Source organism: Bradyrhizobium sp. USDA 4516, assembly GCF_054055915.1.
The window spans coordinates 4,431,474-4,450,529 of sequence record NZ_JBSRXT010000001.1; the positions used below are offsets into that span (position 1 = coordinate 4,431,474).

Annotated in this window: 19 protein-coding genes; 5 read left to right on the forward strand and 14 right to left on the reverse strand. The window is 64.2% G+C overall.

Annotated elements, in window-relative coordinates; translation table 11 throughout:
• The first annotated feature begins 185 nt into the window (after nt 1-185).
• Nucleotides 186-581: a response regulator gene (locus ACVI1L_RS20565; protein ID WP_016844467.1), complete on the forward strand. Its 396-nt coding sequence runs from the start codon at nt 186-188 to the stop codon at nt 579-581.
• 449 nt (nt 582-1,030) lie between these two features.
• On the opposite strand, the gene ACVI1L_RS20570 is transcribed toward ACVI1L_RS20565, so the two are convergent.
• From ACVI1L_RS20570 to uvrC, 7 genes are all read right to left on the reverse strand, one after another.
• The gene (locus ACVI1L_RS20570; protein WP_456783642.1) at nt 1,031-1,885 is read right to left on the reverse strand and encodes a TIGR01459 family HAD-type hydrolase; all 855 of its coding nucleotides are present in this window, start codon (nt 1,883-1,885) and stop codon (nt 1,031-1,033) included.
• 15 nt (nt 1,886-1,900) lie between these two features.
• Nucleotides 1,901-3,313 (reverse strand): EAL domain-containing protein, encoded by a 1,413-nt coding sequence (locus tag ACVI1L_RS20575; protein WP_456783643.1) that lies wholly within the window; start codon nt 3,311-3,313, stop codon nt 1,901-1,903.
• A gap of 164 nt (nt 3,314-3,477) precedes the next feature.
• The gene (gene prmB / locus ACVI1L_RS20580) at nt 3,478-4,437 is read right to left on the reverse strand and encodes a 50S ribosomal protein L3 N(5)-glutamine methyltransferase (RefSeq protein WP_076825545.1); all 960 of its coding nucleotides are present in this window, start codon (nt 4,435-4,437) and stop codon (nt 3,478-3,480) included.
• Complete coding sequence (locus ACVI1L_RS20585) at nt 4,437-4,904, reverse strand: molybdenum cofactor biosynthesis protein MoaE (RefSeq protein ID WP_076825543.1); 468 nt, start codon at nt 4,902-4,904, stop codon at nt 4,437-4,439. The genes prmB and ACVI1L_RS20585 overlap by 1 nt, the downstream gene beginning before the upstream one ends.
• A gap of 67 nt (nt 4,905-4,971) precedes the next feature.
• Nucleotides 4,972-5,223 (reverse strand): molybdopterin converting factor subunit 1, encoded by a 252-nt coding sequence (moaD, locus tag ACVI1L_RS20590; protein WP_456783644.1) that lies wholly within the window; start codon nt 5,221-5,223, stop codon nt 4,972-4,974.
• A complete protein-coding gene (gene pgsA / locus ACVI1L_RS20595) occupies nt 5,220-5,834 on the reverse strand; it encodes a CDP-diacylglycerol--glycerol-3-phosphate 3-phosphatidyltransferase (protein WP_057016624.1) in 615 nt (204 codons plus the stop codon). The genes moaD and pgsA overlap by 4 nt, the downstream gene beginning before the upstream one ends.
• 193 nt (nt 5,835-6,027) lie before the next feature.
• Nucleotides 6,028-8,127, reverse strand: coding sequence for an excinuclease ABC subunit UvrC (uvrC, locus tag ACVI1L_RS20600; protein ID WP_456783645.1), 2,100 nt, complete (start codon nt 8,125-8,127; stop codon nt 6,028-6,030).
• A gap of 266 nt (nt 8,128-8,393) precedes the next feature.
• Between uvrC and ACVI1L_RS20605 the strand changes: the two genes are divergently transcribed.
• Nucleotides 8,394-9,017: an outer membrane protein gene (locus ACVI1L_RS20605; RefSeq protein ID WP_016844476.1), complete on the forward strand. Its 624-nt coding sequence runs from the start codon at nt 8,394-8,396 to the stop codon at nt 9,015-9,017.
• Nucleotides 9,018-9,290: 273 nt separating this feature from the next.
• Here ACVI1L_RS20605 and ACVI1L_RS20610 read toward each other — a convergent pair whose 3' ends face one another.
• From ACVI1L_RS20610 to ACVI1L_RS20625, 4 genes are all read right to left on the reverse strand, one after another.
• The gene (locus tag ACVI1L_RS20610) at nt 9,291-9,503 is read right to left on the reverse strand and encodes a cold-shock protein (RefSeq protein WP_016844477.1); all 213 of its coding nucleotides are present in this window, start codon (nt 9,501-9,503) and stop codon (nt 9,291-9,293) included.
• A 261-nt stretch (nt 9,504-9,764) separates the two neighbouring features.
• Complete coding sequence (locus tag ACVI1L_RS20615) at nt 9,765-10,625, reverse strand: 23S rRNA (adenine(2030)-N(6))-methyltransferase RlmJ (RefSeq protein WP_057016622.1); 861 nt, start codon at nt 10,623-10,625, stop codon at nt 9,765-9,767.
• 233 nt (nt 10,626-10,858) lie between these two features.
• Nucleotides 10,859-11,545 carry a ribonuclease T2 family protein gene (locus ACVI1L_RS20620; protein ID WP_057016621.1) on the reverse strand — a complete coding sequence of 229 codons (687 nt, stop codon included), beginning with the start codon at nt 11,543-11,545 and terminating at the stop codon, nt 10,859-10,861.
• 114 nt (nt 11,546-11,659) lie between these two features.
• A complete protein-coding gene (locus tag ACVI1L_RS20625; protein ID WP_456783646.1) occupies nt 11,660-12,136 on the reverse strand; it encodes a hypothetical protein in 477 nt (158 codons plus the stop codon).
• A gap of 166 nt (nt 12,137-12,302) precedes the next feature.
• On the opposite strand from ACVI1L_RS20625, the gene ACVI1L_RS20630 reads away from it, so the two are divergent.
• The 3 genes from ACVI1L_RS20630 to ACVI1L_RS20640 all read left to right on the forward strand — a co-directional run bounded on the left by ACVI1L_RS20630 (nt 12,303) and on the right by ACVI1L_RS20640 (nt 16,032).
• Nucleotides 12,303-12,602, forward strand: coding sequence for a hypothetical protein (locus tag ACVI1L_RS20630; RefSeq protein ID WP_028341043.1), 300 nt, complete (start codon nt 12,303-12,305; stop codon nt 12,600-12,602).
• Between the two features lie 43 nt (nt 12,603-12,645).
• The gene (locus ACVI1L_RS20635; protein WP_168856572.1) at nt 12,646-13,176 is read left to right on the forward strand and encodes a DUF3617 domain-containing protein; all 531 of its coding nucleotides are present in this window, start codon (nt 12,646-12,648) and stop codon (nt 13,174-13,176) included.
• A gap of 720 nt (nt 13,177-13,896) precedes the next feature.
• Nucleotides 13,897-16,032 carry a TonB-dependent siderophore receptor gene (locus ACVI1L_RS20640; protein ID WP_456783647.1) on the forward strand — a complete coding sequence of 712 codons (2,136 nt, stop codon included), beginning with the start codon at nt 13,897-13,899 and terminating at the stop codon, nt 16,030-16,032.
• Between the two features lies 1 nt (nt 16,033).
• On the opposite strand, the gene ACVI1L_RS20645 is transcribed toward ACVI1L_RS20640, so the two are convergent.
• From ACVI1L_RS20645 to ACVI1L_RS20655, 3 genes are all read right to left on the reverse strand, one after another.
• Nucleotides 16,034-17,419, reverse strand: coding sequence for an ATP-binding protein (locus tag ACVI1L_RS20645; protein WP_028333083.1), 1,386 nt, complete (start codon nt 17,417-17,419; stop codon nt 16,034-16,036).
• A 112-nt stretch (nt 17,420-17,531) separates the two neighbouring features.
• On the reverse strand, nt 17,532-18,236 hold the full coding sequence (locus ACVI1L_RS20650) for a response regulator (RefSeq protein WP_038377300.1): 705 nt from the start codon (nt 18,234-18,236) through the stop codon (nt 17,532-17,534).
• Nucleotides 18,237-18,255: 19 nt separating this feature from the next.
• Nucleotides 18,256-18,804 carry a MarR family winged helix-turn-helix transcriptional regulator gene (locus ACVI1L_RS20655; RefSeq protein WP_038375766.1) on the reverse strand — a complete coding sequence of 183 codons (549 nt, stop codon included), beginning with the start codon at nt 18,802-18,804 and terminating at the stop codon, nt 18,256-18,258.
• Between the last annotated feature and the right edge of the window lie 252 nt (nt 18,805-19,056).

Consider the following 19,056-nt stretch of genomic DNA (forward strand, 5'->3'; position numbering starts at 1 on the left):
ATGATTGGTGCGGGCCGGACCGTGACGCGGCGGCGGCGTGGAAGTCAAGGCTAACGAAAATCGCGTCAAATCCGTAACAATCCGGATTCAGCCGGTTAACGCGCTGTTTAACGGCTGCTGTTAGTCGTTGGCGGAAAGCTGCGTTCGTGCAGAAGCCAAGTTGCGTTTGTGTTTTGGGGGGAAAGATGGCGGTTGATTTGTCCATGCCGGTTCTGGTGGTTGATGATTACAGCACCATGATCCGCATCATCCGGAATCTTCTCAAGCAGCTTGGATTTGAAAATATCGACGATGCCTCCGACGGCTCCGCAGCGCTGAACAAGATGCGCGGCAAGAAGTATGGCCTGGTGATTTCCGACTGGAACATGGAGCCGATGACCGGCTACGACCTGCTCAAGGAAGTCCGCGCCGATCCCAACCTCGCGACCACGCCCTTCATCATGATCACGGCGGAATCCAAGACCGAGAACGTGATCGCGGCCAAGAAGGCCGGCGTGAACAACTACATCGTCAAGCCGTTCAACGCGGCCACGCTGAAGACCAAGATCGAGGCGGTGTTCCCGGACATGGCGACGGCATAACCGCCCGACATCGATCGCATCGGCTGAAATTCACGCATGCCCGGGCAGAAGCGCGTCTTCGCGCTAGATGTCCCGGGCATTTGCATTTGATCACGCTTCCCTTTACCCGCCCCGCTTGTGCAACACGAGGGGGAGGGGCGGCTGCACGATTTCGGAATATTAGAAGAGTATCGCTGAGTTGCCCGACGTGTCAAGGCGACTGGCGAACCCCGCGCGCCACGGGCTACTTTGCATGGGGTTGTTTTCGATATTTTGGCGGCGCGCCCCTTCACCTCGCCCCGCTTGCGGGGAGAGGTCGGATTGCATCGAGAGATGCAATCCGGGTGAGGGGGTACAGGTCTCTCGGCATCCGGCGCCTGGGGAGGCAGCCGCTCACCGAACCCTCCAAGAGCGAGCTTCGCTCGTCTCGACCCGGTGAAGAACGGGGCGAGGGACAGCGTCGCTTGCCGCTACCACTTCAGCTCGCGCATCAGCGCGCGCGGCGGATGGCCGAACAATTCCTTGATCGAGGCCGCATCGAGCTGCTCGATGCCCTCGAACTGCTCGGAATGGATGCCGCGGGTGACGAACAGGAGATCGATGCCGAAGCCAAGGGCGCCGGTGAGATCGGTGCGCACGGAATCGCCGATCGCGAGCACCCGGCTGAGCTCGGTCGGACGCCCGCGGCGCTCGGCGGCCAGCGCCATGGCGTGCTCATAGATCGGCCGGTGCGGCTTGCCGTAGAAGATCACCTCGCCGCCGAGCTCGCGATAGAGTTCGGCGACCGCCCCGGCGCAATAGATCAGCCGGTCGCCGCGCTCGACCACGATATCGGGATTGGCGCACACCAGTGTGAGCTTGCGCTCGAGCGCCTTCAGCAGCGTGTCGCGATAGTCTTCGGCCGACTCGGTCTCGTCGTCGAACAGGCCGGTGCAGATGATGTAGTCGGCCTGCTCCAGCGGTACCAGCGTGGCGTCGAGGCCGCGGTGGATCGAGCTGTCGCGCTCCGGGCCGATCCAGAAGATCTTCTGGCCGGGATGATCGGCGACGAAGTGGCGCGTCAGGTCGCCCGAGGAGACGATCGCATCATAGGTCTCGTCGGCGACGCCGAGCTTGCGCAGCTGGCGCTGCACGGAATCGGCCGGCCGCGGCGCGTTGGTGATCAGGATGACCGTGCCGCCCTGCTGGCGGAAGGTGTGCAGTGCCTCGCAGGCCTCGGGAAAGGACTCGAGCCCGTTGTGCACGACGCCCCAGATGTCCGACAGCACCACATCGACGCCGCCGACGAGGTCGCGCAGCTGCTCCACGAAACGCAGTGAGGTCATGATGCAAATTGCCGGCTAATTTGGACCGAGGGCGCGGCGCGCCAGCGCGGCGCTGCCGGTTGCGCGCGGCGGAGCTGCGGGGCTGGAGACAGGGGCTGAAGTGCTGGCGCCATTAAGATCCTGGGGGTTGGTCTGCGGAGCCTCGGCGGTAGCAGATGCCCCCTCCGGCCGCAACGGCCGCGGCGGCGCGAACAGGAACCCCTGGCCGAACCGGACATCGTAGTCGAGCAGATCGACCACCGAGCGTTCGCCCTCGATCCGTTCGGCGATCAGGTCGATGCCGTAGCGGCCGAGCAGGTCGGACAGATCGGACGGATGGATATCGGTGCTCGCGATCTGCCTGGCGTCGAGCAGCAGCGCCGCCGGCACCTTGATGAAGCGGACGCCGCGATCGGCGAGCTCGCGCGGCTCGAGGCGAAGGTCGCTGACATGGTCGATCGAGAACCGGTAGCCGCGCTGTGCCAGCGCCGCGAGGTTTTCGCTCTCGGTCCCGCCGAGATTGCGGAAGGTCGCCTGCTTGAACTCGAGCACGAAGGACGGCGCCAGCGCGCGGTTGGCCTCGAGGAAGTCGAGACACTGGGTGAAATGCGCCTGGTTGGACAGCGTCGCCGCCGAGACGTTGCAGAACACGCCGACATCCTTGCTGCGGATCATCAGGCGGCGCAGCACCTGGACGCAGCGAAGCATCACCATGTGATCGATGCGGCCGATCAGGCCGCCGGCTTCGGCCGCCTCGATGAAATCCTCGGCGGCCAGCACCTGGTCGCGCTCGTCGCGCAGCCGCGTCACCGCCTCGTAGTAGCGCACCTTGCGCTGCGGCAGCGTCACCATCGGCTGCAGGTAGATGTCGAGGCGGTTCTCGTCGATGGCCTGCTTGATCGCGCCGATGAGTTGGGTCTGGCTGCGCGAGACCTCCGGCGGAGCCGCAGGTGGCGGCGGAGGCGCAACCACGACGGTCGGCGCCGGCGCAACCCGTTGCAACACATCGTCACGCGGGGACGCGACCGGCTGCATCGCCGGAGCCGCCGCCAGCAGATCCTCATGATGCGCGACGGATGCCGCGAGCTGCCGCACCAGTCCGCCGAGTTCGCTGATCTCGCCGGCCATGCCCTGCATCCGGTCGGCGCCGGTGGAGTTGGCCGAGGCGACGCGGCCTTCGACCGCGGCCAGCCGGCGGCCGAATTCGGCGACCTGGCGGGCAAGGTCGGCGGTGCCGCGCGACAGATCCGCGATCTGGCCGCCGACGTCGCTGCGGTCACGCAGCCGCATCGAGACCGCGTTGTAGAGGATCAGGCAGGTGAGGGCGGTGAGCGCCACGATCGCCGATTCCGATCCGCTGATGCCCGCCACCGAATACAGCACGAAGCCGAGCGAGGCTGCGACCAGCACCATGCAGATGGCGATGAAGATCGTCGAAATGCGAATCATGTCGCGCGCCCGCGCCCTCTGTCCGAACGTCCCCGGACCGCGACCTTAGCACCATTGTTGATTCGACGGGCCAGCGATCTTCGGAACCGGCTGGAACTGCACACGATTTTCGTTTCGCCGGGGTCGGGCTCCGTAAAGCGCCGGAGCCGGCGGCGGCACGCCGGTCAGAGGTCCGCGGCAGCGATCCAGAACACCTCGCCCTCGGAGTCCTCGGTGTCGAGCCAGAGCAGCGGCAGGTTCGGATAGGCGGCCTCGAGATTGTCGCGGCCGCGGCCGATCTCGCAGAGCAGCCCGCCCTGCGGGGTCAGATGTTGCCTCGCCTCATCGAGCAGGCGGCGGACGATGTCGAGCCCGTCGGCGCCGCCATCGAACGCGATCTTCGGCTCGGCACGGCACTCGCGCGGCAACGCCGCCATGCCTTCGGCGTCGACATAGGGCGGGTTCGAGATGATGAGATCGTATCTGCTGCCGCCGAGCGGCTTGAACAGGTCGCCGCGATGCAGCGTCAGGCGACCGTCGAGGCCGTGGTCGGCGACGTTGCGCGCGGCGACCTCGAGCGCGTCCTTTGAAATATCGACGGCATCGACCGCGGCGTTGGGGAAATGCCGGGCGGCCAGGATCGCGAGGCAGCCGGAGCCGGTGCAGAGGTCGAGCACGCGTTCGACCTCCTCGGGATCGCCGATCAGCGAGGTGCCGTCCTCGTCGCCGCCGAAATGCGAATCCAGCAATTCGCCGACGAAGGAGCGCGGCACGATGGTGCGCTCGTCGACATAGAACGGCAGGCCGCGCATATAGACCTTGTTGACGAGATAGGCGGCCGGCTTCCGCGTCGCGATCCGGCGCTCGATCAGGTCGAGGATCTGCTTGCCTTCGGCCACGGTGACGCGCGCGGTGGCGAAGGTCTCGAACTGGTCGGGATGCAGGTGCAGCGTTTCGCAGATCAGGAACGCGGCCTCGGCCACCGGATCGGTGGTGCCGTGCGCGAACACGAGCTTCGCCGCGTTGAAGCGGCTCGTCGCATAGCGCAGGAAATCAAACAGGGTCTGCAGCTCGCCGGCGCCGACTTTCGGCGCTTTCGGCACGGCGGGGCTGCGCCTGGCCGGCACTTTGCTGCGCTTGGCCATCAGGATTTGGTCCAGCGCGCGGCGGCCGCGTCGTCATGACCCTGCGCCTCGATCCAGCTCGCGCCGCGCGCGCTTTCCTCGCGCTTCCAGAACGGTGCGCTGGTCTTCAGATAGTCCATCAGGAACTCGGCGGCCTCGAACGCGGCCTGCCGGTGCGCCGAGGCGGTCACGACCAGCACGATGTTCTCGCCCGGCGCGATGCGGCCGAAGCGATGGATGATGGTGAGGCCCTGCAACGGCCAGCGCGCCAGCGCCTCGTCGGCGTGGCGTCCAATCTCGGCTTCCGCCATGCCCGGATAATGTTCGAGCGTCAGCGCCGCGATCGGCTCGCCCTGCTCGCTGCCGCGGCAGATGCCGCTGAAGCTGACGACCGCGCCGACATCGGTGCGGCCCCTGCTCAAGGCCGCGATCTCCTGCGCGACGTCGAAGTCGGCTTGCTGGATACGGATGGTCGCTGCGACGGTCATGTGGACTTCTTTGCTTGACGCGTTTTCTTCACGCGAACCGGTACCCACTTCGCTCGAAAACGCTATCCTAGCCGCCGGTCATTGGCGGAAAGAACGCGATCTCGCCGGCGCCGGAGATCGCCGCGTCCGATTTGACATGGGCGTGGTCGATCGCGGCGCGGATCACCGTCGGCTTCTCGAAGGCATAGGCGTAGGCATCGTCGCGCGCCGCAAGCCAGCCGATCAGGTCGCCGACGGTGCGCACCTCAGCCGGCGGCTCGACGATCTCTTCAGCCTTGCCGACGCGTTCACGCACCCATGCGAAATATTTCAGCTTCATCCCTCATCCTCCTTGATGAGGTGATGGATGCCAGCACGGAAGTAATCCCAGCCGGTGTAGATCGTGAAGATAGCCGACATCCAGAGCAGCACGATGCCGATCAGGGTGGTGGCCGGGAAGACCTGCTCGCCCGCTTCGCCGGCAATCAGAAAGCCGATCGCCACCAGCTGGATCGTCGTCTTCCATTTCGCCAGCTTGGTGACGGGAACGCTGACCCTGAGCCCTGCGAGATATTCGCGCAGGCCCGAGACCAGGATCTCGCGGCACAGGATCACGATCGCCGCCCACAGCGTCCAGCCATGGATCGAATTGTCGGCGGCCAGCATCAGAAGGCTGGAGGCGACCAGGAGCTTGTCGGCGATCGGATCGAGCATCCGGCCGAAGGCGGACTGCTGGTCCCAGATCCGGGCATAATAGCCGTCGAGATAGTCGGTGATTCCCGCCGCAATGAACACGGCCAGCGCCACCCAGCGCAGCCACAACGGGCCGTCCAGGATCGATTGCCAGTAGACGCAGCCGATCACCACGGGGATCGCGGCGATCCGGGCGTAGGTCAGGATATTCGGGAGGGACATGGTCTTGGTCTGTCCCCGGGTCGTGGCGATGTTCATCCGTTCTACCAATACCGCTGAAGCGAGAAGGTCAACCGTGCGGACGCGTCAAGCGCGACCAGATTGCGCTGCATCGTCATAGCGCCTTAGCTCGTTGTTTAAGCATGATCTTTTCGGATAACTGCCTCACACTTTTCCGCATCATGCCCTAGATGCCCTGTCGCAGGCGACGCCCTGATGACTCGCCTTTGGTTTAACCCGGCTGGGCGTGGAAAAACTCGAAAATCTTGCGCGCACTCTCGGCGCTGACGCCGGGAACCTTGCCGAGGTCGGCGATCGAGGCCCGCTCGATCTCCTTGAGCGTTCCGAAGTGGTGCAGCAAGGCACGCTTGCGGGACGGGCCGATGCCCGGGATCTCCTGCAGTCCGGCCTCGCGGATGTCCTTCTTGCGCAGCTTGCGATGCGAGCCGATCACGAAGCGGTGGGCCTCGTCGCGCAGCCGCTGGATGAAATACAGCACCGGGTCGCGGGGCTCCAGCTTGATGGCCTCGCGGTCGGGCATGAACAGGGTTTCGCGCCCGGCATCGCGCTCCGGACCCTTGGCCACCGCCATCAGCGAGACCTCGGTCAGCCCGAGATTCTGGAAGATCTCCCGGACCGCGTTGAGCTGGCCGCGGCCGCCGTCGATGATGACGAGGTCGGGCCATTGCGGGAACGAATCGTCATCCGCCTTCGTCTTGGCAGCGGCCTCGCCCTCCGGCGGCTTCAGCAACCGCTTGAAGCGACGTTCCAGCACCTCGCGCATCATTCCGTAATCGTCGCCCGGCGTCAGCCCTTCGGACTTGATGTTGAACTTGCGGTACTGGTTCTTCATGAACCCGTCGGGTCCCGCCACGATCATCGCGCCGACCGCGTTGGTGCCCTGGATGTGGCTGTTGTCGTAGACCTCGATCCGCTTGGGTGTGTGCGGCAGGCCGAGCGTCGAGACCATGCCCTCCAGCAGCCGGCTTTGCGTCGCGGTATCGGCGAGCTTGCGCCCGAGCGCCTCGCGCGCGTTGGTGAGGGCGTGGCCGATCAGCTCCTTCTTCTCGCCGCGCTTCGGCACGGTGACCTCGATCTTGGATCCGGCCTTGACCGACAGCGCGTCGGCGAGCAACGCGCTTTCCTCGATCTCGTGCGAGAGCAGGATCAGCTTCGGCGGCGGCTTGTCGTCGTAGAATTGCGCGAGGAACGAGGACAGCACCTCCTCGGGCGTGAAGCTCTTCTCGGCCTTCGGGAAATAGGCGCGGTTGCCCCAGTTCTGGCCGGTGCGGAAGAAGAACACCTCGACGCAGGAGTAGCCGCCCTCCTGGTGGATTGCGAACACATCGGCCTCTTCGACCGTGCGCGGATTGATGCCCTGCTGCGACTGGATCGCCGACAGCGCCGCGAGACGGTCGCGGTACAGCGCCGCGGTTTCGAACTCGAGCTCGCCGGAGGCCTTCTCCATCTCGGCCGCGAGCAGTTCCTTCACGGCGTGGCTGCGGCCGGAGAGGAATTCGGTCGCCTCGCGCACCAGTTCGCTATAGCCGGGGAAGTCGATCTCGCGCGTGCAGGGGCCGGCGCAGCGCTTGATCTGATAGAGCAGGCAGGGCCGGCTGCGGCTTTCGAAGAAGCCGTCGGTGCAGGAGCGGATCAGAAACGCGCGCTGCAGCGCCGTGATGGTGCGGTTGACTGCGCCTGCGTTGGCGAACGGGCCGAAATAGCGCCCGGGCCGCGACTGCGCGCCGCGATGCTTGAGGATCTGCGGCGCCCAATGGTCGCCGGTGATCAGAATATAGGGAAACGACTTGTCGTCGCGCAGCTGCACATTGAAGCGCGGACGGAGCTGCTTGATCAGATTGGCTTCGAGCAGCAGCGCCTCGGTCTCGGTCATGGTCGAGACGATCTCGACCTGCGTGGTCGCCGCGATCATGCGCAGGATGCGCGCCGGCAGCGGCGCGTTGGCCCGCGCATAGGACGACAGCCGCTTTTTGACGTTCTTCGCCTTGCCGACATAGAGCACGTCGTTGGCGGCGTTGAGCATGCGGTAGACGCCGGGCGAGGTCGGGGCGAGGCGGACCGCGTTCTCGATCGCGGCATGCCCGACCGAGAGCGTGCCCTCGGCGACCGCCTCGGCGGCGTCCTCCGAAGTCTCGGGCAGGCGCGCCTCGTCCTCCTCCTCGGCGGCGGAGGTTTCGGGATCGACGTCGCTTGTATCGAGCGTCAGATCGTCCTGCGGCAGGTCGGACTTCGAACCGCGCCGTGGCTTGGGGGCAGCCTTGGAGTCAACCTTGGGGGCCGGCGTCGGGCGCTCGGGAGAATCGTGAACCATGGGCCGTAAACTAAGTGCTTGGGCGAGCGGTCGCCAGCGTTGACGGCACCTACAAAAAGCACCTCGATTGCAGGAGGTTACCGGCCCCGCACGGGCGCCGGGAGGGGGTGCGTAACACCTTGTTAAGACTGATGAGCGGGCCGGTAACCCGGCTTAACAGCCCTTTAACTTAAAACTCTCGATAAACCTTAGCGAAAAAAGTGGAATTCCGTAACCACGCCGGCCCTCGCCGGCGGGCTGCGGCAGTTGCGTTCTGGAGAGTACCAATGACCCGGTTTGTTGCGCGTGCGCTGGCACTGATCGTTGCAGGCTGGACGACCTCGGCCGCGTCGGCCGACCTCAATTACGGATCGCCCTATACCGTCTATCAGCCGCTCAATGCCTATAGCTGGGCCGGCCCCTATCTCGGCGGCAATGTCGGCTATGGCTGGGGCTCGGTGGAGAACAACCCGACCAAGCCGTCCGGTTTCGTCGGCGGTGTACAGGCCGGCTACAACTTCCAGAACGGCTCCCCCTGGGTGTTCGGTATCGAGGCCGATATCCAGGGCACCACAGCCGACGACCGGTTCGCGCCGTGGAAGTTCTCCAACCCGTGGTTCGGCACGGTGCGCGGCCGCGCCGGCTATGCGGTCAATAACGTGCTGTTCTACGCGACCGGCGGTCTCGCCTTCGGCGAACTGCGCGGCGAGACGTTCGGCATCACGGAGAGCCACACCAATGCGGGCTTCACCGTCGGTGCCGGCGCCGAAATGGGCTTTGCCCCGCACTGGAGCGCCAAGATCGAGTATCTCTACGTCGACCTTGCCAACAGCAATTTCACGATCACCGGTGGTGTGTCGAACGGCTACAGCTTCAGCCTGGTTCGCGCCGGCATCAACTATCACTTCTGAGAACAAGAAAACGTCAACCATCAACTCCCGGCCGCGCCTTGCGCGGCCGGGTTTTTCTTTGTGTTGATGATCTCAACGTCGCGCATGCGACATGCATGCCGCGGCGTGCGCGAATCCAATCGGTGGGCCGCACGTGTGGGATATGCGGCTCCGCCGGTCGCGTCCGCATCATGCAGGTGGTCATCCAGCGAGCGCCAGCCACGCGCTCGGCAGCCAACTCACACGCAACGCCTCATTCGGTGTTCATTCCGAGCCGCGCATCGCGAGCGCTCGTCATGAGACCACCAGGTTGACCGCCTTCGGGCCCTTGCCCTTCTTGTCGGGCTCAACCTCGAACGTAATGCGTTGTCCTTCAGTCAGGTCCTTCAATCCTGCACGCTCGACAGCTGTGATGTGAACGAACACATCGCGGCCGCCATCATCAGGCTTGATGAAGCCGTAGCCACGCTCTCCGTTGAAGAACTTGACTGTCCCAGTCATGGCCATCGGGAAACTCCTCCCCCGTATTGCTCCACCGCTACGCGCACGCCGCGTAGCGGTTGACCGACATTCGCTTGTCGGAAGCTTGGCCACCTGAACAGGCCGGCGTCACGCCGCCGGTCTGCCTGGATTTATTTCGGCCTTGTCACTCCGCCGCAACCATTCGCGGAAGCGGAACGTAAAGCCAGTCGTAACAGGATGAGCATAATACGGTTCCGCGCAAATTGCCTATGCTCAAAATTGAACTTTTCAGTAGGAGGTTGTCGATCATGGTTTAGGCGTCTCGAGTCTGAAGCGTCCCGCGCCGCCTTGACCGAGCGGCTTCTCGAGTTCGGGCAGGATGATCTTCAACTCATTCGCCAGCGTCCACGGCGGATTCACCAGCAAAAGCCCTGTGGAAACGAGGCCTGCGCCTGCTTCTTGCGGTGCCACACTGAATTCCAATCGCAGGCATTTGCCGGCGGGCCGGCTGCTTGCTGCTGCAGCAGCCACACTGCGCGTTAGCTCATCGGTGGCTCTCCGGGTTTTTACGGGGTACCACAAAAGATACGAGCCGGTCGGCCACTTCGCGTACGCTTCCGTGAAAGCACTGGCCAGCCGCTCGAACTCGTCCTTCGCTTCGAACGGCGGATCGATCAGCACCAGGCCGCGCCGTTCGTTCGGCGGCACGAATGCGGGCAGCGCCATCCAGCCGTCGAGATCGACGACGCGCGCTTGCGCGTCGCGTCGCAGCGCGTCGATCAGTTGTTTGCGCGCCGTCGGTTCGATCTCGCAGGCGGTGAGGCGATCTTGCGGACGCAGCAGCGCCCGCGCGATCAACGGCGAACCAGGATAGGCTTTCAGCTCGCCTTTCGGATTGAATGCTCTGACGATGTCGAGATAGGGCGCGATCAGCGGCAATGCCTGGTCGGAGAGCCGCGCCTGCATCAGCCGCGCGATGCCGGTGAGCCATTCGCCGCCGCGCTGCGCTTCGCTCGACGTCAAATCATAGAGACCGGCGCCGGCATGGGTGTCGATGACGCGGAACGGCGCCGGCTTGTCCTGCAGATAGGTGAGCATGCGCACCAGCACGATGTGCTTGATGACGTCGGCAAAGCTGCCGGCATGAAAGGCGTGACGGTAGTTCATGTGATGATCGTGCTGCGCTCCCAAAGGGTGCGCATGTTGTACTCGTCATGCCCGGGCTTGTCCCGGCCTTCGCTAAAGCTTCGGCGGGGGTAACGTCCGAGCTCGGCGAAGCCTTGGCGTAGCCGGCTCCCAGGCATCTGCGCCTTATCTTGCTTGTTTCGCGATGGCGCAGGTGGCCGGGACATGCTGCGCGACGACGCGCAGCGCGGGTCTGCCGGCCATGACCCAGAGTTTCAGCCGCCGCGAACCGGCGGCATCAGCACCTGATCGCGGCGGCAGGCGCGGCGGTCGATTTCCTCGCAGGAGCGGAATTGCAGATCCTTGCTGAGGCAGATCCGCACCTCGCTGAGCCGCTTGCTGTCGCAGGTCACCGAGATCGCGGAGTTGCTGAGGCCCGGATTGACCTTGATGAATGCCGTCTCCAGCTCGTCGGGCGCGACCGTCTTCGGCTCCGACAATTGCAGGAATTCCTCGGGGATCTTCACCGTGGCGCGGGCCTTGCGGATGGCTTCGAAATAGGCGCGCTCGCCGAGACCGGAGCAGGTGCCGTGCTTGTCCCACTCGTTGTAGATCAGCCCGGGCGCCGGCATCAGGTCGAGCATCGAGCTCATGATGCTGCGGGCGAGTCGCGGCGAAGGCCGCTGGCAGTATTCCGGAAAGCCCCGCTCATATTGCGGCCACAGGCCGTGCACCACGAAGGAATAGGGCCGTCCGCCGCATTGCGCCTGCGTGCCGCGGCCGTTGTTGCCGCGCTCGCTCGCCGCCTCGCAGAACGAGGGCGACCACGACAGCGACAGCACATAGAAATCGAACTCACCGGGCGCATTCTGGCGGCGATCCTGGGCCGACGCCCCGACCGCACCGCACAGAATAATGGCAACCGAAATCAAAAATCGGGAAATCGTGTCCAACCGAGGCATCAAAACGCTCCCTCACTCGACCGCCCAGAGCCTAGCAGGCCGCGAGAACATTTCAAGAACAAAAAGCCGCCGTCCAAATGGCGGCGGCTCCTGCTTTAGCAATCTGGTCGGAGATCAGGGCCGCGCGGCCTTGCAGGACGGGTTATAGGTCCAGTTGCGGTCGAGCCCCGCGACGCACCATTCGACGCCCTGATTGATGCTGGCAAAGCCGCCGTCCTCGATGATCGAATAGTGCACCTTGCGCACTTTGCCGTCGCTCAGCATCGCCTCGCCCGTGCAATAACGGCGCGGGATATTGTCGGACTGCCAGGGGCGGAAGGCGGTTTCGTGAATCCCGTTGAAGCCGGTGATCACGAGCGGCGAATTCCAGAAGGTGGCTTCCTTTTCCTGGAATTGCGTGCTGATGACCGTCAGGGCCTTCTCGCATGGGGCCACATTGCCGTCATAGCGCGGGCCGGACAGCCAGAAGTTCATTTCGAGCGGATTGGCGGCCTGGGCCGTACCCCCGAAAGCCAGCAGGCCGACCGCGAGTGCGGCGCCGAGGCCGAGCTTGCGGCCGAGTTTATTGCGGGAGTTGAACAGGTTGCGCATGGGAATCCACCCGATTATCCGATGCCGCGGACGGTGCCGCGAAGCCCCGGCAAGGTCAAGTGCAGGGCGGCAACACCTGCGGAGAAGTCCACTTTGGGGAGCCGGCTCGTTCTTTTCACGGTCGCCGGCGCACTCTATGTTGGCTCGAAGCGAAATGGAGTCTGCGATGCGAAGGAAATTGGCCGCGTGCCTGGTTGCCGTTTGCGGGATGCTGGCCGTTGTGCCGGCGCGGGCGGATTGGATGCAGCCGGTACCGCCGTTCAAGGGCAATGATACCGGCGGTATCATCGCCTATACGCTGGCGACCCAGAGCGACGCCCGGCAACTCGCAGTCGATCACTGCGCCTCCTACGGCAAGGTGGTTAAGTTCCTTGCGATGCAGAACTATCCGGGCGGCTACATCTCTTTCGCCTGTCGCTGGGTGCCCTATGGCGCAGCCCAGAGGCCGCTGCGCACGCTCTACTGAGCGCGCACCGGATCTTTCGATCGTTCAGCCGGGAGCCGACCGCATGACCCGACAGCTTGCCTTGCTTGGTTCGGCTGTGTGCCTTGTCCTGTCCGCTGGCGCCGCAAGTGCCGTCGACCTGCCGATCCGCAAGGCCGGTCTGTGGGAGATGAAGATGGTGCGCACCGGCGGGCCGATGCCCGAAATCACCATGCAGCACTGCACCGACGAGACCACCGACAAGGAGATGAGCGCGGCGGCCTCGCCGATGGCCAAGGAAGTCTGCTCGAAGCAGGATATCCAGAAGACCGCGACCGGCTATGTCAGCGACAGCGTCTGCAGCGTCGCCGGCATGACGATGCAGAGCCATGCCGAGATCGTCGGCGATTTCAATTCCGCCTACACGGTGAAGAGCACCTCGCATGCCGAGGGCGGCGCGGCCGGCTCGCGTGACACCACGATGACCATCGAGGCGAAATGGCTCGGCGCCTGCAAGAGCGACCAGAAGGCCGGCGACATCATCATGCCCGGCGGCATGAAGATGAACGTCAAGGACATGGAAAAGCTGAAGGGCCTCATGCCCAAGCAGAAGTAGCGCGCAGCGCATCCGGCTGTTGCCGGGCGCCCGAATGCATCGCCTCGCATGCTGAGAGGCTGCGCAGCTTGCACCACCATCACTTCGAGTAGCTCGCGACAAAATTGCAAAGCAATCTTGCGCTGAGGCGATGTGAAATCCATCCGATCCCTCCCCGTCATCCCCGCGCAAAGGCGAAGCCTTTGCGCGGGGATGACGGTTCACCGCGTTCGTGCGCTCCTTGGCGCGCGATGACGTCGACGGATGCAACATCATCGAATGATCGCCGCGTGCTCCCGCGTTCGAGACTCTCTGCGAGAGACGACGCGCATCGCATTCGCATTCGTTGTGTCGAAAGCCTGACGCGCCAACATGTCGTTTTGAATCGTTCCAGCGTTGCGCATCTTGAATCACTCCAGTGTTGCGCTTCGTTTCTGCTTCCATCGATTCTATTTTGCGCGTGTGGAATTTCGATCATCCCGCCGATAGAAGTCCGCCCCAATCGATGCCGGCCTTGTCGCAAACGCGACTCGATCGATGTCGGCGTAAGGCAATGTGGGGATTTGTTCGGTGGGAATGGCTTCGTTGCGGAGCAAGCGCGGCTTGCTCGCATCAACGGCTGCGATCAATGCGGCGCTACTCGGTTCGGTCATACTTGTGCCAATGGGTGCAGACGTCGCCAGCGCTCAGGCGCAGACAAGTCCTCCGCAGAGCAATGTCAGCGAACTTCCCGCAGTGACGGTGGATGAACCTGGCGCCGCAAAAAAGCGCGGTGCCGTCGTTTCAAGTCAGAATACCAGGACTTCGCGCGCGGTCGCGGCGAACCGGCGCCGCAGTGCCTCGGCGTCCGCCCAGAGTCAGGCTCCGCGGTCGCAAGGCACAGGTGGCGCGATCGGTACGACGACGGGTTACGTCGCGACCGCCAGCACTGCCGGCACCAAGACCAGCACAGCGCTGATCGAAACGCCGCAGTCGCTTTCGGTCGTGACGCAAAAGGAGCTAAGGGATCGCAACGTTCAGACGCTCAAGGACGCCGTCAGCTACACGCCCGGCGTGACGACCACGGCGTTCGGCTATGATCCAAGGTTCGATAGTTTCTACATCCGTGGCTTCGACGCGACCTATACAGGGATCTATCGCGACGGCCTGCGCCAGGGCGGCGGCAACTTCGCAATTCCCAAGATCGAACCCTACGGTCTCGACAGCGTGTCGATCCTCCGCGGACCAGCCTCGGGCCTCTATGGCCTCGGCTCTCCGGGAGGCATCGTGGATGTCACGACCAAGCGGCCGCCGTTGACGGCATTCGGTGAGGTGCAGCTGCAGGGCGGCACCTACGACCGTTACCAGGGCAGTTTCGATGTCGGTGGTCCGGTGCCCGGCAGCGATCAGCTGTACTACCGGCTGACGGGCCTGCTTCGCGACGCAAAGACCTGGTACCCCGGCAACGACGACGATCGCGCCTATATCGCGCCGGCGCTGACCTGGCGGCCCGACGCCGACACGTCCTTCACCATCCTGAGCGAATATCAAAGCAGCCGAACCGCCGCGAGCATCGGCAACTTCCGCACGCCTGACGGACAGTTGACCAACATCTATTCGAATGATCCGGCGTTCAGCGCGATGGATCAGAAGCAATATCGCATCGGTTACGCGTTCGAGCACAATGTCGACGACGTGTGGACGGTGCGGCAGAACTTCCGCTTCTACCAGGTCGACGTCGACGCGAAATACACCGAGATCGATTCAATCGACAGCAGCACCAATCTGGCGTCGCGGTCCGCGTGGCGGATCCTGGACAGCTTCAACACGGTGACGCTCGACAATCAGGCCGAGGCCAAGTTCATGCTCGGCGCGATCAAGAATACCGTGCTGTTCGGCGTCGACTACGGTCACTCCTACTACAACGACAAGATCGGTTACGGCCCGGCGCCCGATCTCAATCTCCTGACCATGAACTACGGCGCCCAGGCCATCGCGACGCCGGCATTCTCGATCTTCAACAAGCAGTCGACCGACGAGGTCGGTGTCTATGCGCAGGAGCAGGCCAAGCTCGGAGGCTTTATTCTGACGCTCAACGGCCGCCAGAGCTGGGTGTCGCAGACCACGACCGCGGGTCTCGACGGCGTGCCGTCAACGCAGAAGGCGACCGCCTTCACGGGCCGTGCGGGCCTGAGCTACGTCTTCGACAACGGCATTGCGCCCTATATCAGCTACGCGACGGCATTCGCCCCGCAGGTCGGCGTCGACGCATCCGGATTGCCGTTCAGGCCGACCACCGGCGAGCAGAAGGAAGTGGGCATCAAGTACCAGATGCCGAACGTTCCGGTGCTGTTGACCGCCGCGGTGTTCGACATCACGCAGGACAATGTGCTGCGTACCGATCCGAACAACATGGCATTCCAGGCAGCGACCGGGCAGGTCGAATCCAAGGGTGTGGAGCTCGAGGCGAAGCTCGCGCTCAAGCAGGGATTTGATCTCACCGCCGCCTACACCCATCTCAACGTCGTGATCACGCAGGGCAATCCCGATACGACCGGCAATGAGCTCTCCGGCATTCCGAGGAATTCCTTCGCCGCCTTCGGCAAGTATACGTTCCAGTCCGGCGTGCCCGTCGAAGGCCTCGGGCTTGGTCTCGGCGTGCGTTATATCGGCACGAACTTCGGCAACGACCAGAACACGTTCCAGAACGCTGCGACGACGTTGTTCGACGCGGTGATCGATTACGATCTGGGCAAGCTGGACCGCCGCTTCCTCGGCGCCACGATGCGCGTCAACGCCACCAATCTGTTCGATACGCACTACCAGACCTGCCAGTCCGGTTACTGTTATGCCGGCGAACGGCGACAGGTCATCGGCACCTTATCCTACCGCTGGTAGGTTACACCGGCACCCGCACGACGGCGCGCAGGCCGCCCATCGGACTTTCGCTGAGCATGATGTCTCCGCCATGCGAGCGGGCGATGTCGCGGGCGATCGCAAGCCCGAGCCCGGTGCCGCCTTCGTCCTGGTTGCGGGCATCGTCGAGCCGCAGGAACGGCTTGAACACTTCCTCGCGCATGTCGGCGGGGATGCCCGGCCCGTCGTCGTCGACCGTGACGTTGAGATAGCGATGGTCGCGATGGCCGGTGATCGAGATGGTGTTGGCGTGGCGCGCCGCGTTGGAGACGAGATTGGCGAGACAGCGCTTGAACGAGGCCGGCTTCACCGTGACGACGGGCAGGCCGTGGAATGCAACGGTCGCGGTGTGGCCGTGGCGTTCGGCGTCGCTGCGCAATTCCTCCAGCGCCAACGCCATGTCGGTCGGCTGCGCGACCTCGCCGGAATCGCCGCGCGCGAAGGCAAGGTAGTCCTCCAGCATCATCGACATCTCGTCGACGTCCTTGCGCATCGCGTCGATCTCGGGGCCTTCGCCGATCAGGGCAAGCTCGAGCTTGAACCGGGTCAGGATGGTGCGCAGATCATGCGATACACCGGCGAGCATCGCGGTGCGCTGCTCGATCGAACGTTCGACGCGCGCCTTCATCTCGATGAAGGCCTGCGCCGCGCGCCGCACCTCGCGCGCGCCGCGTGGCCGGAAGTTCGGCGCCTCGCGGCCCTTGCCGAAACTTTCGGCGGCGTCGGCGAGCCGCAGGATCGGCTTGATCTGGTTGCGCAGGAACAGCACGGCGACGATCAGGAGGATCGTCGAGGTGCCGAGCATCCAGAAGATGAAGATCTCCGAATTGGAGGCGTAGGCCGCGCTGCGCTGGGCGAAGATCCGCATCACCGAATCGTCGAGCTGCACGCGGATCTCGACCAAATTGGATTTACCGACGGTGTCGATCCAGAACGGGCGGCTGATCTGGCGGCCGAGCTGCACCGACAGCGTCTGGTCGAGCAGCGAGAAGAACGGCTTCGGCCCCGGCGGCGGCATGTCGCCGGCGGGAAGGAAGTCGACCACCAGCTGCAGTTTCTGGGCGATGCGGCGAAGCTGCGCGCGGTCCTTGTCCTGCGGGTAGCTCTTGTAGACGTCGATCAGCGCGGCGATATCGGACACCACCGCGGCCGACAGGCGCCGCGTCACCGTGTTCCAGTGCCGCTCCATGAACACGAACGCCACCACGGTCTGCAGGATCACCATCGGCACGATCATGATCAACAGCGCGCGGGCATAGAGGCCGGTCGGCATCCAGCTCTTGAACGCGTTGCCCATCCAGCCGTTCGCCTTCGAGACGCGCTGCGAGGCGTTGCGGATCAGGGTCAGGCCGGAGTCGAGCGTGCTCATGTTCGATACTTATTGAGCGATGGGATTTCGTAGCCCGGATGAGCGAGCGATATCCGGGGCTTGCCAACCCCGCATATCGCTTCGCTCATGCGGGCTACTTTCTGGGTCATGCTCAGGGCGAAGCCACCAGGCGATAGCCGATGCCGCGCACCGCCTGCAGAAACAGCGGATTGGCAGGATCGTGCTCGATCTTGCGGCGCAGGCGGTTGATCTGCACGTCGACCGCGCGTTCGTTGACGGTGCCGCCGGAGGTCAACTCGGCGCGCGGCACGGTCTCGCCGGGCGCGCTGGCGAGGATGCGCAGCATCTCGCGCTCGCGATCGGTGAGGTGGATGATCTCCTCGCCCTGACGCAGTTCGCTGCGCTCGATGTGGAAAATATAGGGGCCGAACGCGATCTGCTCGACGACCGCGACCTGCGGCGGCGCGGTGCGCTTGAGGATATTGCCGATCCGGAGTACCAGCTCGCGCGGCTCGAATGGCTTGGCGACATAATCGTCGGCGCCGATCTGCAGGCCCTCGATGCGGGCTTCCGCCTCGTGGCGGGCGGTCAGCATGATGATCGGCACCGTCGAGGAGCTGCGGATGAAGCGGGCGAGGTCGAAGCCGTTCTCGCCGGGCATCATCACGTCGAGGATCAGCAGGTCGAAATGCAGCCCGAGCAGCTTGGCGCGCGCATCGGTGGCGCTCATTGCCGTCGTGACCCGGTAGCCTTCGCCGGAGAGAAAGCGCGACAACAGGTCGCGAATGCGGCGGTCGTCGTCGACCAGCAGAAGATGCGGCGCGTCGTCGGCCGGCTCGACCGGCGCGCGCATCATGGTTGCAGCCTGCACCAGCTCACTCCCTCGTTTTCCTGCCGCCGCCGAAGATCGCTTCGAGCACCTTGTCGGGATCGTCGCGGTCGATCATCGCGCGGAGGAATTGGCGAACCGTCTCGACGCCGGCCGGATCGATGCCGGCGACCGCGCGGTTGATGCGGTCGGTCTGCAGCCCCGCGAGCTTGGCGACCAGCGCTTCGCCCTTCGGTGTGGCGTAGAGCAGGCGCTGCCGGCGGTCGTTGTTGCCGGTCTTCTGCACGATATAGCCCTCGTCCAGGAGCTGCTTGAGCACGCGCCCGAGCGACTGCTTGGTGATGCGCAGGACGTCGAGCAGGTCGGCGACCTTCAGCCCCGGATAGCGGGTAACGAAGTGGATGACGCGGTGGTGGGCGCGGCCGAAGCCGAACGCCTCCAGCTCCTGGTCGGCATCGCCGACAAAGTCGCGGTAGGCGAAGAACAACAGCTCGATGATATCCCAGCGCAGGTCGCGCGCCCCCGCCGCCGGGGCGTTGTCGTCTCCCTGCGAATCGGGCTTGGCAGCCATGCCTGAGAAATTTATGTCAGTCATATTGACGTATCTTGGGTTCAATGTTACAAAACTGCCTGTCACGACGAAACATTAGGTCGTTTTGTCCTCGACAGCGTTTAAGGCGGCCTGAACGAGCCTGTGAGGCGGTTTGGGCCGCAAATTGGACTACCGTGCGATTGTCGAGCGGCATTTCGGCAAACATACTGGACTTCAGCATTCCGCAAAAGCATGTCTAAACGGCATGTTGGCGATGGAAGCCGGCGGCGTGGCCGGCGGTGGTGAAGTTCGGGC

What these genes read in the sequence shown, in the direction of transcription:
- ACVI1L_RS20565 (WP_016844467.1), top strand. Translation starts at nt 186, where the DNA reads ATGGCGGTTGATTTGTCCATGCCGGTTCTGGTGGTTGATGATTACAGC.
- ACVI1L_RS20570 (WP_456783642.1), bottom strand. Translation starts at nt 1,885, where the DNA reads ATGACCTCACTGCGTTTCGTGGAGCAGCTGCGCGACCTCGTCGGCGGC.
- ACVI1L_RS20575 (WP_456783643.1), bottom strand. Translation starts at nt 3,313, where the DNA reads ATGATTCGCATTTCGACGATCTTCATCGCCATCTGCATGGTGCTGGTC.
- prmB (WP_076825545.1), bottom strand. Translation starts at nt 4,437, where the DNA reads ATGGCCAAGCGCAGCAAAGTGCCGGCCAGGCGCAGCCCCGCCGTGCCG.
- ACVI1L_RS20585 (WP_076825543.1), bottom strand. Translation starts at nt 4,904, where the DNA reads ATGACCGTCGCAGCGACCATCCGTATCCAGCAAGCCGACTTCGACGTC.
- moaD (WP_456783644.1), bottom strand. Translation starts at nt 5,223, where the DNA reads ATGAAGCTGAAATATTTCGCATGGGTGCGTGAACGCGTCGGCAAGGCT.
- pgsA (WP_057016624.1), bottom strand. Translation starts at nt 5,834, where the DNA reads ATGAACATCGCCACGACCCGGGGACAGACCAAGACCATGTCCCTCCCG.
- uvrC (WP_456783645.1), bottom strand. Translation starts at nt 8,127, where the DNA reads ATGGTTCACGATTCTCCCGAGCGCCCGACGCCGGCCCCCAAGGTTGAC.
- ACVI1L_RS20605 (WP_016844476.1), top strand. Translation starts at nt 8,394, where the DNA reads ATGACCCGGTTTGTTGCGCGTGCGCTGGCACTGATCGTTGCAGGCTGG.
- ACVI1L_RS20610 (WP_016844477.1), bottom strand. Translation starts at nt 9,503, where the DNA reads ATGGCCATGACTGGGACAGTCAAGTTCTTCAACGGAGAGCGTGGCTAC.
- ACVI1L_RS20615 (WP_057016622.1), bottom strand. Translation starts at nt 10,625, where the DNA reads ATGAACTACCGTCACGCCTTTCATGCCGGCAGCTTTGCCGACGTCATC.
- ACVI1L_RS20620 (WP_057016621.1), bottom strand. Translation starts at nt 11,545, where the DNA reads ATGCCTCGGTTGGACACGATTTCCCGATTTTTGATTTCGGTTGCCATT.
- ACVI1L_RS20625 (WP_456783646.1), bottom strand. Translation starts at nt 12,136, where the DNA reads ATGCGCAACCTGTTCAACTCCCGCAATAAACTCGGCCGCAAGCTCGGC.
- ACVI1L_RS20630 (WP_028341043.1), top strand. Translation starts at nt 12,303, where the DNA reads ATGCGAAGGAAATTGGCCGCGTGCCTGGTTGCCGTTTGCGGGATGCTG.
- ACVI1L_RS20635 (WP_168856572.1), top strand. Translation starts at nt 12,646, where the DNA reads ATGACCCGACAGCTTGCCTTGCTTGGTTCGGCTGTGTGCCTTGTCCTG.
- ACVI1L_RS20645 (WP_028333083.1), bottom strand. Translation starts at nt 17,419, where the DNA reads ATGAGCACGCTCGACTCCGGCCTGACCCTGATCCGCAACGCCTCGCAG.
- ACVI1L_RS20650 (WP_038377300.1), bottom strand. Translation starts at nt 18,236, where the DNA reads ATGATGCGCGCGCCGGTCGAGCCGGCCGACGACGCGCCGCATCTTCTG.
- ACVI1L_RS20655 (WP_038375766.1), bottom strand. Translation starts at nt 18,804, where the DNA reads ATGACTGACATAAATTTCTCAGGCATGGCTGCCAAGCCCGATTCGCAG.